This window comes from Arthrobacter sp. OV608 (assembly GCA_900110595.1).
Lineage (GTDB): Bacteria > Actinomycetota > Actinomycetes > Actinomycetales > Micrococcaceae > Arthrobacter.
Window position 1 is genome coordinate 1 of record FOEZ01000013.1, and the last position, 14,538, is coordinate 14,538.

12 protein-coding genes are annotated in these 14,538 nt (G+C 66.9%); 4 read left to right on the top strand and 8 right to left on the bottom strand.

What is annotated here, in order from left to right; all coding sequences use genetic code 11:
- Both BMX78_RS15990 and nboR read left to right on the top strand, forming a co-directional pair.
- Nucleotides 1-1,541: transketolase-like TK C-terminal-containing protein (locus BMX78_RS15990; protein WP_502686300.1), on the top strand; the 1,541-nt coding region annotated here is incomplete at its 5' end.
- 35 nt (nucleotides 1,542-1,576) lie between these two features.
- The gene (gene nboR / locus BMX78_RS15995) at nucleotides 1,577-2,185 is read left to right on the top strand and encodes a nicotine blue oxidoreductase (protein ID WP_091421209.1); all 609 of its coding nucleotides are present in this window, start codon (nucleotides 1,577-1,579) and stop codon (nucleotides 2,183-2,185) included.
- Here the strand turns inward: nboR and BMX78_RS16000 are convergent.
- From BMX78_RS16000 to BMX78_RS16030, 7 genes are all read right to left on the bottom strand, one after another.
- Nucleotides 2,182-2,832 carry a uracil-DNA glycosylase gene (locus BMX78_RS16000; RefSeq protein WP_502686301.1) on the bottom strand — a complete coding sequence of 217 codons (651 nt, stop codon included), beginning with the start codon at nucleotides 2,830-2,832 and terminating at the stop codon, nucleotides 2,182-2,184. The genes nboR and BMX78_RS16000 overlap by 4 nt on opposite strands.
- A 2-nt stretch (nucleotides 2,833-2,834) precedes the next feature.
- Entirely contained in the window at nucleotides 2,835-3,815 is a 981-nt protein-coding gene (locus tag BMX78_RS16005) for an aldo/keto reductase (protein WP_091421216.1), read from the bottom strand.
- An 86-nt stretch (nucleotides 3,816-3,901) separates the two neighbouring features.
- Nucleotides 3,902-6,730, bottom strand: a complete 2,829-nt coding sequence (locus BMX78_RS16010) for a molybdopterin-dependent oxidoreductase (RefSeq protein WP_091421218.1) — start codon at nucleotides 6,728-6,730, stop codon at nucleotides 3,902-3,904.
- Nucleotides 6,731-6,732: 2 nt separating this feature from the next.
- A complete protein-coding gene (locus BMX78_RS16015; RefSeq protein WP_091421221.1) occupies nucleotides 6,733-7,668 on the bottom strand; it encodes an FAD binding domain-containing protein in 936 nt (311 codons plus the stop codon).
- Nucleotides 7,659-8,906 carry an XdhC family protein gene (locus tag BMX78_RS16020; RefSeq protein WP_091421223.1) on the bottom strand — a complete coding sequence of 416 codons (1,248 nt, stop codon included), beginning with the start codon at nucleotides 8,904-8,906 and terminating at the stop codon, nucleotides 7,659-7,661. Before BMX78_RS16020 ends, BMX78_RS16015 begins: the two co-directional genes overlap by 10 nt.
- Nucleotides 8,907-9,005: 99 nt before the next feature.
- The gene (locus BMX78_RS16025; RefSeq protein WP_091421227.1) at nucleotides 9,006-10,526 is read right to left on the bottom strand and encodes an NCS2 family permease; all 1,521 of its coding nucleotides are present in this window, start codon (nucleotides 10,524-10,526) and stop codon (nucleotides 9,006-9,008) included.
- Between the two features lie 14 nt (nucleotides 10,527-10,540).
- The gene (locus BMX78_RS16030) at nucleotides 10,541-11,035 is read right to left on the bottom strand and encodes a nucleoside deaminase (RefSeq protein WP_091421229.1); all 495 of its coding nucleotides are present in this window, start codon (nucleotides 11,033-11,035) and stop codon (nucleotides 10,541-10,543) included.
- A 408-nt stretch (nucleotides 11,036-11,443) separates the two neighbouring features.
- On the opposite strand from BMX78_RS16030, the gene BMX78_RS16035 reads away from it, so the two are divergent.
- Nucleotides 11,444-12,802, top strand: a complete 1,359-nt coding sequence (locus tag BMX78_RS16035; RefSeq protein ID WP_091421232.1) for an 8-oxoguanine deaminase — start codon at nucleotides 11,444-11,446, stop codon at nucleotides 12,800-12,802.
- Between the two features lie 160 nt (nucleotides 12,803-12,962).
- Here the strand turns inward: BMX78_RS16035 and BMX78_RS16040 are convergent, their stop codons facing one another.
- Nucleotides 12,963-13,148 carry a hypothetical protein gene (locus BMX78_RS16040; RefSeq protein WP_091421359.1) on the bottom strand — a complete coding sequence of 62 codons (186 nt, stop codon included), beginning with the start codon at nucleotides 13,146-13,148 and terminating at the stop codon, nucleotides 12,963-12,965.
- A gap of 352 nt (nucleotides 13,149-13,500) precedes the next feature.
- On the opposite strand from BMX78_RS16040, the gene pucL reads away from it, so the two are divergent.
- A complete protein-coding gene (gene pucL, locus BMX78_RS16045; protein WP_091421360.1) occupies nucleotides 13,501-14,409 on the top strand; it encodes a factor-independent urate hydroxylase in 909 nt (302 codons plus the stop codon).
- The last annotated feature ends 129 nt before the right edge of the window (nucleotides 14,410-14,538 follow it).

A 14,538-nucleotide genomic window follows, 5' to 3' on the forward strand; every position in this document is an offset into this window, starting at 1 on the left:
TGGCCAAAACCGTCAAGGGCTACGGACTCGGACCCCACTTCGAAGGCCGCAACGCCACCCACCAAATGAAAAAACTCACCCTCGACGACCTCAAGGAATTCCGGGATTATCTCCGCATTCCAATATCCGATGCCCGTCTTGAGGAGGATCCGTACAGCCCGCCCTATTTCCATCCAGGCCATGATGCGCCGGAGATTGCCTACCTCCATGAGCGCCGCCGTGCCCTGGGCGGTGCCGTGCCGGAACGGCGGCCGGACCACCAGCGCGTTGAGCTGCCCGAGGCCAAGACCTTTGACGTGGCCAAGCGCGGCACAGGCAAGCAGCAGGCCGCCACCACCATGGCCTTCGTGCGGTTGCTGAAGGATCTCATCAGGGACAAGAAGTTCGGCCACCGGATCGTGCCCATCGTCCCGGACGAATCCCGGACCTTCGGTATGGATGCCTTCTTCCCGACGGCGAAAATCTACAACCCCGGCGGCCAGAACTACCTGTCCGTGGACCGGGACCTGGTCCTGGCCTACAAAGAATCCGCCCAGGGCCAGCTGATCCACCCCGGCATCAACGAAGCCGGGGCCGTGGCAGCGTTCACCGCCGCCGGAACCGCCTACGCCACCCACGGCGTTCCCCTGGTCCCGGTCTACGTGTTCTACTCCATGTTCGGCTTCCAGCGCACCGGCGACGCCTTCTGGGCAGCAGCAGACCAGATGACCCGCGGCTTCATCATCGGCGCCACCGCAGGACGGACCACCCTCACCGGCGAAGGCCTCCAGCACGCCGACGGCCACTCGCCCCTCCTGGCCTCCACCAACCCCGCAGTCGTCACCTACGACCCCGCCTACGGCTACGAAATGGGCCACATCATCCGCGACGGCCTCGAACGCATGTACGGGCCGGAATCGGGTGACAAAAACGTGATGTACTACCTCACCGTGTACAACGAGCCCATCACCCAGCCCGCCGAGCCGGAGAACCTCGACGTCGAAGGGGTGCTGAAGGGCATTTACCGGGTGTCGGCGTCGGACGTTGAAGGACCCAAGGCGCAGATCCTGGCCTCGGGTGTGTCGGTGCCGTGGGCCCTGGAGGCACAGCAGCTCCTGGCCGATGACTGGGGCGTCTCCGCCGACGTCTGGTCAGTGACCTCCTGGAACGAACTGCGCCGCGACGGGCTCGCCGCCGAAGAGGAAGCCTTCCTCAACCCCGGCCAGCCAGCCCGCGTCCCGTTCGTCACCAAACAGCTCGAAGGCGCCACCGGCCCCGTCGTCGCCGTCAGCGATTACATGAAGGCCGTCCCGGACCAGATCCGCCAGTTCGTGCCCAACGAATTCGCCACCCTCGGCGCCGACGGCTTCGGCTTCTCCGACACCCGCGCCGCAGCCCGCCGCTTCTTCAAGAACGACACCCACTCCGTCGTGGTCAAAGCGCTGCAGATGCTCGCGGCGAGGGGCGAAATTGAGGAGGGCGCGCCGCAATACGCGATGGACCGGTACAAACTCCTGGACGTCAACGCCGGCACCACCGGCGGGGGCGGCGGCGACGCCTAGGAAGGACACGGACACCCACGAGTTAGGGTGCAGCTATGGGCAACGCGGAGGAGATCAGGGCCACGGGGGTTGTGCTCGCGGCCGGGGCCGGGACCAGGCTTGGCCGGGGCCCGAAAGCCCTGCTCCCCTACCGCGGCCGGCCGCTCGTGGAATCGGTGGCCGGGGCGCTGCTCGACGGCGGCTGCCGGGAAGTGGTGGTGGTCCTTGGCGCCGGTGCCCCGGACGTCGCCACCATTGCCGAACTGGACCGGTACCGGACGGTGGTTAACCACGAGTGGCAATCCGGAATGGGCAGCTCACTGTTGCTGGGCAACGCCGACGCCGATCCCCGGGACCACCTGATGGTGGCGCTCGTGGACCAGCCGGGCCTGACGCCCGGAACAGTGGGCAGGCTCTTGGCAGCGCACCGTCCGGGCCGGCTCACGGCAGCTTCGTACGACGGCGGCAATGGCACCACACGCCGCGGGCACCCCCTGATCATCGACGCCGCGCTCAGGGAAGCCGTGGCCGCCACAGTGACGGGCGACGCCGGGGCACGCGGCTTCCTGCGGGCCCATCCGGAACTGGTGGACGAGGTGGACTGCAGCGACCTTTCGAACGGCCTGGACGTTGATACCCCGGAGCAGCTCTACCTCCTCGGCTAGCGGCCAATCACTCCGGCGCTGAGCAGCTCCTCCAGGCCCCGCTTGAAACCGGCTCGTCCGCCATGCGAGGGGTGCCGCACTTTGGGTGCATCCACACCGCTGAAAAGCAGGCTGTGGTGTGCCACGTTGCCCACGGCCACCACAGAATCGATGCCGAACAGCTTGGCAAGTGACTGCCAGAACGGCGTTCCAAGCCTTGCATCGGCGGCAGTGGGAGTGCGGTTGGACCGGGGCTTCCCCGGAATATGGGTATGCCAGGGGCACGCGCTCCACAGCAGGGGCAGGAACTGCAGTTCGGCCAGCACGTCCCACATCACGGTTGCGGTGGGCTCTGCAGCAACGTCCGCTGCCTCCGGCGGCAGCACGTAGCCCTTCCCCGGACCGAACAGGCCAAAGCTGTTGGCCGGCCCCTGGAACATGGTGCGGTTGGTGAAGGGCACTCCGGTGATCCGCATGCCTCTGAATCCCGGCGCCTCACCCAGCAGCAGCACTTTCGGTGAACGGTCCAGCAGTTCCTTGAGGTACAGCTCCAGGTTGCGTCGCCGCAGTGCATTTTCCGGGACGCTGTGGTCAAAGAAGTTGTTGCGCCCCGGGACCGTGGGCACGGCGGCGAGCCGCTCCACAAAGTCACTGACGGAGGCAGTCACAATTACCAGCGCGGGTGGATGGCCTCGCGGAAGTAGTGGTCGTAGATCCAGCGGACGCCGCCGTCGAAATCCTCGCTGACACTCACGGATGCCGCGGCAGCATTCGCCGCGGCCTGCTCACCGTTGCGCGCGCCGGGGATCACCGTGGTGACGCCGTCCTGCGCGGCAATCCAGGCGATGGCTGCCTGGGCAGTGCTGGCGCCTTCCGGAACAATCTGTTCGAACTCAGCCACGGCCTTCAGGCCCAGTTCGTAGTCCACACCGGAGAACGTCTCGCCGACGTCGAAGGAGTCGCCGTTGCGGTTGTAGTTCCGGTGGTCGTTCTCGGCGAAGGTGGTCTCCTTCGTGTACTTGCCGGAGAGCAGCCCGGACGCAAGCGGCACCCTTGCGATGATGCCCACGTTTGCAGCCTTTGCGGCCGGAAGGACCTCGTCCAGGGGCTTGAGCCGGAACGCGTTCAGGATGATCTGGACCGAGGCGGTGCCCTTGTGCCGGATGGCTTCCAGGGCCTCGTCCGTGCGCTCCACGCTGACGCCGTAGTTCCGGATGGCGCCCTCGGACACCAGGGTGTCCAGGGCGTCGTACACCTCGGCGTTGCTGTACACGGGAGTGGGCGGGCAGTGCAGCTGCACCAGGTCCAGGGTGTCCGTGCCCAGGTTCTTCCGGGAGCGGTCCACCCACTGGCGGAAGTTGGCCAGCGTGTAGTGTTCCGGCTTCTGGTCCACCCGGCGGCCCATCTTGGTGGCGACAGTAATGTCCAGCCCCGGGTTGTCCGCGAGGAACTTACCGATGGCCTGCTCGCTCTTGCCGTCGCCATAGACGTCTGCGGTGTCGAAGAAGTTCACGCCTGCTTCCACGGAGGCGGCCAGGATGGCCTGCGCCTGGGCCGGGTCAACGTTGCCCCAGTCCGCGCCAAGCTGCCAGGTGCCCAGCCCCACAATGGACACGTTCCGTCCGGTCTTGCCTAAAATCCGCTGTTCCATCCCTTGACTATATGCAACGATGCAACGCGGGGTCAGATTTGGCCCCCTGAACGCGCTTCAGACGGCATTATGTGACCCCGCGTTGGTCAGGACAGGCCCGAGCGCTGCAGGTTAGGCACCAGCCCCGCTTCCTTAAGCCCCAGGTAGATCTTGTCGCGCGCGATGGGCAGCGACGCGAAGCGCACGCCGGTGGCGTTGCGGATGGCGTTCGCGAGCGCCGGAGCCACGGGATTGAACGGGCTTTCGCTCATGGACTTGGCACCCAGCGGGCCCATCGTGTCGTTGGTGTCCGCGAAGTACACCTCGCTGCGGGGCACGTCGGCGAAGGTGGGGATGTGGTACTGCCGCAGGATGTCGGTGGTCACCCGGCCGGCGTCGTCAATCACCACCTCCTCATACAGCGCAGCGCCGATGGCCTGGGCAATCCCGCCCTCGATCTGGCCGCGGCACTGGCGCGGATTCACCACCACGCCGGCGTCCGCCGCCTGCACGCTCTGCAGGATTTTCAGCTCCCCCGTGCCGCGGTTCACCGCGACCCGGAAGCCGTGCACGTTGAACGCGACGGAGCGTGGGGTCCCGCCCCACCGCCCTTCTGCTGCGAGTTCGACGCCGGCTTCCGCAGCCGCCTTCGCCAGTTCCGTCAGTGCCACGGGAGTTCCGTCAATAACCACGGAGTCGCCGTCGAGGACGCAGGCGGAGGCCTGGGTCTGCCGGATGCCCGCGGCAAAAGCCCGGATCCGGACGGCGAGTTCCTCCGCCGCGGCCAGTGTTGCCTTTCCTGCCACCACGGTCCCGGCCGAGCCGAAGGCACCGGTGTCGTGCTCAATGAGGTCCGTATCCGACTGCCGGACCACCACTTTGGCGGCTTCCGTGGACAGCGCTGTGGCCGCCAGCTGGGCGTGGACCGTGGTGGTGCCGTTGCCGAACTCGGCGGTCCCGACGTCGGCCTGGTACGTTCCGTCCGGCAGGAGCCGGAGCCGGGAATGGGCGAAGTGCCCGCGCGGCGGAACGGTGTCGATCATGGAGAGCGCGGTGCCCTCGCCGGTCAGCCATTCGGGTCCCAGCTCGTCCAGGCCGGCGGCGCGGTAACGCTCCCGGCCACGGGCCAGGGCGTCGCGGACTAGGCTCAGGCATTGGTCCAGGCCGTAGCTGCCGTAGTGGACGTCCTCCTCGGGCTCCGGCTGGGTGGACAACATCAGGTCGCCTTCGCGCACCATGTTCCGGCGGCGGAACTCGAACGGATCCATCCCGATGCCGGCCGCAAGCTCGTCCATGGCGGACTCGATGGCGAAGATCATCTGGCTCAGCCCATAGCCGCGGAATGCCCCGGCCGGGACCGTGTTGGTGTACATCGCGTGGGCGTCCACCTTTTTGTTGGCGCACTTGTAGACGCTCAGGGATTCGCCGCAGCCGTGGAACATCACGCCCGGCCCGTGGTTGCCGTAGGCGCCGGTGTTCGTCAGGACGTCCAGTTCCAAAGCTGTGAGCCGGCCGTCATTGCTGGTGCCCGCGCGGAGCTTGATGGTGAAAGGATGCCGCGTGGTGGTGGCCGTGAACTGTTCGGTCCTGGTCAGCTCGAGCTGGACGGGCCGCCCGAGCTTCAATGCGGCCAGCGCCACGATGTCCTCGGTCAGGACTTCCTGTTTGCCGCCGAAGCCGCCGCCCACCCGGCCGGCCACCACGTGCACCTGCTCCTCCGGCAGCCCGAAGACCCGGCACAGCGTCCTGCGGACCAGGAACGGAACCTGGCTGGAGGTACGGACCTGCAGCCGCCCTTCGCTGTCCACCGACGCAATGGCCGCATGGGTTTCCAGGGCAACGTGCTGGACGCGCTGGGTTTGGTACGTGCGTTCGTGGATGAAGTCGGCCTGGGCGAAGCCCTCGGCCACGCTGCCCAGTTCGGAGTGCAGTTCCGCCACCACGTTGCGGTCGGGCCGGGAAATGCGGGCCGAGGTTCCGTCTTTGTCGCCGTGCACCAGCGGCGCGCCGGGGACCAGTGCGTCCTGCGGCGTAAAGACTGCAGGCAGTTCCTTGTAGTCAACTGCCAGTGCCCGCACACCTGCTTCTGCAGCAGCCACAGTTTCAGCTACCACCGCAGCAACCCGCTGGCCTCGGAACCGCACCACGTCATCCAGCACGCGGGTATCGTCCGGGTCATCCGTGAACAGTTCGTGCTGCGCGGTGGAAAACAGCTGTTCCGGTACGTCCTGGTGGGTGAAGACGGCCACCACACCCGGGACCTTCATCGCGGCGTCAGTATTGATGGACAGCACCCGGGCATGCGCGTGCGGCGAGCGCAGAAGCTTGAGGTGAAGCAGGCCCTGCAGCTGGTCCGCCGGAACGTCCAGCGTGTAGCGGGCGGTCCCGGTGACCACCGCCCGGCTCGCCGGTGCGGGGACGTCGTCGCCCAGCTGCCCCGGCACAGGATCCGGCTGCCCCTCCCCCGCGATTCCGGAGCCCGGTCCCTGGGGAGCCGGGTGGCCGGCGTGGCCGCAGACCGCATCGGAGATGGCCCGGTATCCGGTGCAGCGGCAGAGATTGCCTTTGAGGTTCCGGGGCAGGTTCTCCTTCTGGTCGTCGTCGAAGGTGGCGGCCGTCATCACCATGCCGGCCGTGCAGAACCCGCACTGGAACCCCTGCCGCTCCATGAACTGCTGCTGCACGGGGTGCAGGTCCGCGCCGGCAGTTGACGCCAGGCCCTCGATGGTGGTGACGGCATGCCCTTCCGCCCGGACGGCCGGGTAGATGCAGCTGTGCACGGGAGTGCCGTCCACGTGCACGGTGCAGGCGCCGCAGTCTCCGCCGTCGCAGCCTTTCTTTACCCCCAGGTTGCCCTGTTCCCGCAGGAAGGTGCGCAGGCACTGGCCGGGGCGCGGTTCCGTCCCGGCCGGAATGCCGTTGATCTCGATGGCCATGCTCAGGCCCCTTCCTGCCGTGCGTTCAATGTCTGTGCGTGGAGTCCACGGCCCGACGGCGGCCAGAAGTCGCCGGAGCTGCGGAGCCCGGGTGCCCCTTCGGGGGCAGCGAGCTCGGCACGGATCTCTTCGGCCAGGCGGTAGGTCATGTCCCGGCGCCAGGCCGGAAGCCCGTGGATGTCGTTGTGGTAAAGGTCTGTGGGAACGGCCTCGTCGAGGGCCCGCGCCAGCGCGTCCGTGTCCGGCAGCGCGTCGAAGCGCAGCTGTACGGGCCGTTTAGTGGCGGCGGTGACGATGAGGACAAAGGATGTGCCGCCGTCGAGCCGTCCTATCAACAGCACCCCCGACCTGCCGAGGTTGCTCAGTGAGAGGCGGCGGAACGCCACCCGGGAGGCAAGGGCCGACGCCGGCAGGTGGATACTGCGCAGGAGCTCGCCGGGTGCCAGGCAGTTCGTCGCGTCGCCGGTAACGAACTCGGTGACGGGCACGCTTCGGGTGGAGCCGCCGGGCCCAAGGATGGTGGCGGTGCCGTCCAGTCCGGCACAGAGCGAAATGATGGGGCCGGCGGGCAGGGACGTGCACAGGTTGCCGCCCACGGTGGACATGTTCCACACCTTAAAGGAGGCCACGAAGGAGTCGCAGCAAGGGCGGACCAGGTCCAGGCCGGGCCAGCTGCGGTCCACGGCCGCGGGCAACCCGGGAAGTTTGTACAACTCGGCGACGGTGCAGGTGGCGGCGAGTTCGATGCCGGCGTCCGTGACGGTCACCGGGGTCCAGCCCGCGGATCCCAGGTCGAGGAGGCGCTTCAAGGGCTGCGGCCCGAACGCGAAGCTGCCGTAGGAGAAAAGGACGGTGCCGCCGGCCAGCCAGGCGTCGCCGTCGCGCCATTGCCCGGGGTCGGTGGTGGGGACCACCGACTCGATGGTGTTCATGTCCATGCGATCTCCTGCTGTTTAACGTTGTTGGGCGCCGGCGCGTGGGCCGGGCTGTCAGCTGGCTGTGCGGCCGGCTGGTGGATGGGGCCGGAGGTTTCCCTCAACGGCTGGTGGGATGCTGCTGTGGTCCTGGCGGCGATGAGCTCGGCCAGGACGGAGACAGCTACTTCGGCGGGAGTGACGGCCCCGATGTCCAAACCCAGTGGCGAGTGGAGCTGGGCGATCCGCTCAGGGCGCACGCCCCTGTCCAGGAGCGCGTCCACCCGTTGTGCGTGGCTGCGCCGCGAGCCAAGGGCCCCGATGAAGGCGACGTCCAGCCCCAGCGCGGCGTGGAGCAGGGGAATATCGAACTTGGGGTCGTGGGTGAGGACGCAGATGACTGTCCTGCTGTCCACGCGTCCAGCGGCAGCCTCCGCTGCAAGGTATTGATGCGGCCATGCCGTGACCACTTCATCCGCTGTTCCGAACCGGGCCTGGGCGGCGAAGGCGGGACGGGCGTCCACCAGCGTCACGTGGTAGCCCAGGGGTTTGGCGGCTGGCAGCAGTGCGGCACTGAAGTCGTTGGCGCCGAACACCAGCAGGCGCGGCGGTGCCAGCCGGGACTCCACCAGCACGGCGGCCCCGCCGGTGCACAGGCCTGCGCCGGCCAGGTCCAGGACGCCAGTGCCGCCGGCGCCCAGGAAGGACTCGAGCCTGGCAGCCCGGGCCCTTCCTGCGCCTCCATCCGTGCCCGGCAACGTATCCAGCAGCGCAGCGAGTGCTGGATGCCCCGTCACGCTGGCGGAGCCGGGAGCCGGAATAACGACGGCGTTGCTGCCGCCACCATCGGATTGCAGGTCCAGGTTCCGCACCAGCGCTACCGGCTCGTCCGGCCCGAAAGCTGCCAGCTGCCGGACCGCTTCGCCCAGCGCGCAGTGGTTACCCCGGTTGGCCGGCTCGATGTGCACGTCCAGCTCTCCCCCGCAGGTGAGCCCGGCGGCGAAGGCATCCTCGGCACTGAAGCCGAAGGTCTCAAGGCGCGTGACGCCGTCGTCCATTGATTCCAAAGCCGCCGCCACAACGGCTCCTTCCACACAGCCGCCGGAGAGGCTGCCCAGGATGGCGCCACTGCCGGAAACCAGCATGGAGGTCCCCACGGGCCGGGGAACCGAGCCGCTGGCCCGCACGATGGTGGCCACCGCAAACCGCTGGCGGCCAAGGGCCGAGGCCCAGCCACTCAGTGAAGGGATCAGGTCAAGCATGGCGGCACTCCTTCTTCCGCGCTGCGGTGGTGTCCATATTGTCGTTCCTAATGGGGGCCGGGCCAAGCATTGGCCCGGCCCCGGTAGTCGGAATGGCTGTTAGGCGCCGAGCAGCAGGTTGATCGGACCGCGGGCGAAATACACCAGGAACCCGGCGCTGACCACCCACATCAGCGGATGGACCTTCTTTGCCTTGCCGGATGCGGCGCCGATGATGGCCCAGCTGATGAAGCCCACGCCGATGCCGTTGGCGATCGAGTAGCTCAGCGGCATCGTGACGATGGTGAGGAAGGCCGGCAGGGCCACGGTGAACTTGCTGAACTTGATCTCGCGGATCTGCGCCATCATCATCGCGCCCACCACCACAAGTGCCGCAGCGGCCACCTCAAGCGGGACAACGCTGGTGAGCGGGGTGAGGAACATGGACCCGAGGAACAGCACACCGGTCACCACGGAGGCCAGCCCCGTGCGGGCTCCTTCGCCGATGCCGGCGGCGGAGTCAATGTAGACGGTGTTGGAGGAGCCGGAGGTTGCGCCGCCCGCGATCGCCCCGAAGCCTTCCACGATGAAGGCGGACTTCAACCGGGGGAACGTGCCGTCCTTGTGCGCCACGCCGGCGCTCTTGGCCAGGCCGGTCATGGTGCCCATGGCGTCGAAGAAGTTGGTGAATACCAGGGTGAACACCAGCATGGTGGCCGCGAGGCCGCCGATCCTGCCGAAGGCTCCAAACAGGTCGAACTGTCCCACCAGGCCCAGGTCCGGTGCGGACACCAGCTGCCCGGACAGGACCGGGGTATTCAGGTGCCAGCCGCCGGGATTCGTGGCGCTCGCCGGGCCGAGGTGCAGGATGGCTTCGACGACGGCGGCCAGGAAGGTGGTGGCCACGATGCCGATCAGCAGGCCGCCCTGGACCTTGCGGGCCACCAGGATGCCCATGGCCAGCAGGCCCACGATGAACACCAGGGTGGGGATGGAGGTGATGGATCCGCCGTTGCCCAGCTGGACCGGCGGGCCGCCCGCCGTCGCCTTGACGAAGCCCGAGTCCACGAACCCGATGAAGGCGATGAACAGGCCGATGCCCACCGTGATGGCGGCCTTCAGCTCCTTGGGCACGGCCCGGAAGATGGCGGTGCGGGCACCGGTGATGCCGAACAGGACAATCAGGATGCCGTTGATCACCACCAGGCCCATGGCTTCCGCCCACGTGACCTCCTGGATCACGGAGACGGCCAGGAAGGAGTTGATGCCGAGTCCGGCGGCGAGGCCGAAGGGCAGGTTGGCGATGAGCCCGAAGAGGATGGTCATCAGGCCGGCGGTGAGTCCGGTGACGGCGCCCACCTGCGCAGCGGAGAGCCATCCCCCGGCAACATCGGTGGGGGCGTTGTCCGCGCTGAAACCGCCCAGGATCAGGGGGTTGAGGATGACGATGTACGCCATGGTGAAGAAGGTGACCAGGCCGCCGCGGAACTCGCGGGCCAGCGTGGAACCGCGCTGGGTGATCTGGAAGAACCGGTCCAGGAACGAGTCCGACGCCGGAGGTTGGGGAGTGGTGTTCGCGCGCTTTTGCGTGCGGATGCTTGGAGCCGAATGCTCCTCGTGTGAGTTGTCCAGGATGGTCATTTCAGCCGCCGGGCCTAGTAGTCGATCCTGGTGTCGAGTGTGTTCCAGGTGTTGAACGGTTCCAGCGGCGCGGGGGCCACCGGATCATCCAGCACCAGCTTCGAGACCGGCATCAGGGAGTCCCTGTCCTGGTTGTCGAAGTATTCGTAGAAAACGGCGTCATCGAAGCCAACGGAGGCTGCGTCATGCCGGTCGGCGGCGAAGACCACCTTTTCCACCCGTGCCCAAAGCGCGGACGCGAGGCACATGGGGCACGGCTCGCAGCTGGTGTAGAGGACGGCCCCGCTGAGGTCGAAGGTGCCAAGCTCGCGGCAGGCGGTGCGGATTGCGGTGACTTCGGCATGCGCGGTGGGATCGTTGTCCGCGGTGACGCGGTTGACGCCGTCGAACGCGCGGCCGTCAGCCGTAACGATCATGGCTCCGAAGGGGCCCCCGCTGTTCAGGACGTTGGCCGTTGCCAACCTGATGGATCTGGCCAGAAACTGTTCGGCCGTGACGGTGGTACTCATGATGCGACTTCCTTTTGCCGGGAAGCCCGTTGCCGCTTGCAGGACCAGTAGAACCAGGTGCGAACGGTTACCAGGCTTCAGCATGTGCTGTGAAGGTTAAGTTGCGCCTGGTAGATAGCTTCCCGGTGACCGGGTGCCCGCCTTTGGCAAGATCGAGATTAGCACCGGACTGTGGGCTGCGCCATAGTTTTCTGGAATTTTAATTTCGCAATGTGAAATCCATGTTTCGCAGGTTTCACCCCGCTGCGGTCACAATCCGTGGCGTTGACGCCGGGCCCTGCGCCTTCTAGCCTAGGTGCCAGCCGCGCCGCTTCCGCGCACTGAACACGGAGGGCGCGGCCACCTGGATCAGCAGACAGGGCCCCACTGAGCTGGAATGACACCAACAACGCTCAGAGAAGGACAGCCATGGCGCCATCCGCTTCCCGCTTGTGGATCAAACACCCGCAGGCAGCTTTTACCGCAAACCACCTCGACGCGTCCGGCGGGCTGGTGGTCAGCGGCGGTGTCATTACCGAAGTCCTCGCCGCAGGGCAGCAGCCGTCCGCGCCGTGCGACGAGACTTTTGATGCCCGCAACCACGTGCTGCTGCCGGGCCTGATCAACACGCACCACCACTTCTACCAGACCCTGACACGGGCCTGGGGTCCAGTGGCCAATGCGCCGCTGTTCCCCTGGCTGCAGAACCTCTATCCGGTCTGGGCGAGGCTTACCCCGCGGGACCTTGAACTCGCCACCACGGTGGCGCTGGCGGAACTCCTGCTGTCCGGCTGCACCACGGCAGCGGACCACCACTACCTCTTCCCGGCCGGCCTCGAGGACGCGATTGACATCCAGGTGGAGGCCGTGCGCCGGCTCGGCATGCGGGCCACCCTCACCCGCGGGTCCATGACCCTGGGAACGGACGACGGCGGCCTGCCGCCACAGTCGACGGTGCAGGCAGCCGAGGTGGTGCTGGCCGACAGCGAACGGCTGGTGCACCAGTACCACGAACGGGGCGACGATGCCGTGATCCAGATTGCCCTGGCTCCCTGCTCACCCTTCTCGGTCACCAAGGAGATCATGGCCGAAAGCGCGGCGCTCGCCGAACGGTTGGACGTGCGGCTGCACACCCACCTGGCCGAAACCCTGGATGAGGAGGACTTCTGCCGGGAGATGTTCGGGCTGCGGACGGTGGACTACCTGGACAGCGTGGGCTGGCTGACGGACCGCACCTGGCTGGGGCACGGCATCCATTTCAGCGACGCGGAGATCGCCAGGCTGGGAGCCGCGGGCACCGCCGTGGCGCACTGCCCCACCTCGAACATGCGGCTGGCATCGGGAACCGCACGGGTCCTGGAACTGGAGGACGCCGGCGTCCCCGTGGGGCTGGGAGTGGATGGCTCGGCGTCGAACGATGCCTCCAACATGATCCTGGAAGCGCGGCAGGCCCTCTACCTCCAGCGGCTGCGGTACGGTGCGGACGTTCCGGTGGAGCGTGCGCTGGGCTGGGCAACCCGCGGTTCGGCGGCGGTCCTGGGCCGGTCCGGCCTGGGCCAGCTGGCTCCCGGGATGCAGGCGGACCTGGCGCTCTTCCGGCTGGATGATCTGCGCTTCTCCGGCAGCCACGATCCGGTGGCCGCGCTGCTGCTGTGCGCCGCGGACCGGGCGGACCGTGTGATGGTGGGCGGACAGTGGCGCGTGCTGGACGGGCAGATCCCGGGGCTCGACGTGGCCGGCCTGATCGCCGAGCACTCAGCGGCCGCGCGCCGGCTGGTCAACGGCTAGCCGGACCGCCCTGGACCTGCCGCGACGCGCAGATTCAGGATCGACGCAGAAAAGGACTGGCGAGACCCGGGTATGGGTCCCGCCAGTCCTTTTGCGCAGCGAAAGCGAAGTTTGGCGTCGCCAGTGCAGGTGCGCGTCGCCGGCCCGGGCCTGTGCCTGGCTACGAGCGCCGACTGAATCCCGGGAGTGCCTGGACCCAGCGCGAGAAGCGGCCGGGAACGTGCTCCCGGTCCGCAGGAAGGTAGAAGTCCGGATCCGTCCCGCCGCCGAGGGGGAGGTAGAACTCCTGGACTGAAGCTGCCGCCGTGGGTGCCGGTGAATCCGGCGTGCTGTCCTGCTGGTACATCTGATCCTCCTTCGAGGTATGAGGCTGCGTTCCACGAGATGGAAAAGAACTTTTGCTATGTGGAATAGCTTATGGCCGTCTCCGCTGGTTCGTCAATGGTCTGCTCCTGGCCCGGTCACAAACTGAATTTTCGATTTGTGATGTACACCACCGGCTTCCGGAGGTACGCTGGGTGTCAATTCGTGGCACAGGTCACGTAACCTGGGAGCAGCAGGCAGGGTCGTAATGAGCTGGCATCAATGGATGCCGGCTCTTTTTTGTTGGGTCGGCTCCACCGGAAACGCGCTTGAAACGCGCGCTTAATTTCAGTGATGGAACCTAGGTTCCACTTACCGGAAGTTGGGAAAAGACCATGAGCAGCAAGATCATCCTCGGCGAGAACCAGTACGGCAAGGCCGAGGTCCGGGTTGTCAAGATCACCCGCGACACCGACCGCCACGAAATCGAAGACCTTAACGTCACCTCGCAGCTGCGGGGCGATTTCGCGGCCGCACACCTCGAGGGCGACAACGCCCACGTGGTGGCCACTGACACCCAGAAGAACACCATTTACGCCTTCGCCCGTGAGGGCGTCGGCTCGCCCGAGGCGTTCCTGCTTCGCCTTGGCGAGCACTTCACCTCCAGCTTCGACTGGGTCACCGGCGGCCGCTGGGAAGCCGAGTCTTACAGCTGGGACCGGATCCAGGCCCACGGCACCGAGCACGACCACTCCTTCGTGCGCAACGGCCAGGAAGTCCGCACCGCAGTCCTGGTCCGCGACGGCGCCACCACCCACCTGATCTCCGGACTCAAGGACCTGACTGTCCTGAAGTCCACCCAGTCCGGCTTCGTGGGCTACCCCAAGGACAAGTACACCACCCTGCCCGAGACCACGGACCGCATCCTGGCCACCGATGTCTCGGCCCGCTGGCGTTTCAAGACCGGCACCGACTTCAGCACCCTGGACTTCAACAAGAGCTACGACGACGTCAAGGGACTCCTGTTGGAAGGCTTCACGGAGAAGTACTCCCACGCCCTCCAGCAGACCCTGTTCGACATGGGCACCAAGGTGCTGGAAGCCCACAGCGAGATCGACGAGATCAAGTTCTCGATGCCCAACAAGCACCACTTCCTCGTGGACCTCTCGCCGTTCGGCCTCGACAACCCCAACGAGGTCTTCTTCGCCGCCGACCGCCCCTACGGCCTGATCGAAGCCACCGTCCAGCGCGACGATGCCACCCCCGCGGACATCGCCTGGTCCGGCATCGCCGGCTTCTGCTAGACCGCACCACATCGGTGGTTGAGCTTGTCGAAACCTCGACGGGCTCAACCACCGGTGGTTGGGCCCGTCGAAACCACCGGCCCCACCCCACGTCTTTCACCACCGTTAGCCAGACACCGTTAGCCAGAC

Bases quoted from the DNA above. Each gene is read 5' to 3' on its own strand.
- nboR (WP_091421209.1), top strand. From the start codon at position 1,577: ATGGGCAACGCGGAGGAGATCAGGGCCACGGGGGTTGTGCTCGCGGCC.
- BMX78_RS16005 (WP_091421216.1), bottom strand. From the start codon at position 3,815: ATGGAACAGCGGATTTTAGGCAAGACCGGACGGAACGTGTCCATTGTG.
- BMX78_RS16010 (WP_091421218.1), bottom strand. From the start codon at position 6,730: ATGGCCATCGAGATCAACGGCATTCCGGCCGGGACGGAACCGCGCCCC.
- BMX78_RS16015 (WP_091421221.1), bottom strand. From the start codon at position 7,668: ATGGACATGAACACCATCGAGTCGGTGGTCCCCACCACCGACCCCGGG.
- BMX78_RS16020 (WP_091421223.1), bottom strand. From the start codon at position 8,906: ATGCTTGACCTGATCCCTTCACTGAGTGGCTGGGCCTCGGCCCTTGGC.
- BMX78_RS16025 (WP_091421227.1), bottom strand. From the start codon at position 10,526: ATGACCATCCTGGACAACTCACACGAGGAGCATTCGGCTCCAAGCATC.
- BMX78_RS16030 (WP_091421229.1), bottom strand. From the start codon at position 11,035: ATGAGTACCACCGTCACGGCCGAACAGTTTCTGGCCAGATCCATCAGG.
- BMX78_RS16035 (WP_091421232.1), top strand. From the start codon at position 11,444: ATGGCGCCATCCGCTTCCCGCTTGTGGATCAAACACCCGCAGGCAGCT.
- BMX78_RS16040 (WP_091421359.1), bottom strand. From the start codon at position 13,148: ATGTACCAGCAGGACAGCACGCCGGATTCACCGGCACCCACGGCGGCA.
- pucL (WP_091421360.1), top strand. From the start codon at position 13,501: ATGAGCAGCAAGATCATCCTCGGCGAGAACCAGTACGGCAAGGCCGAG.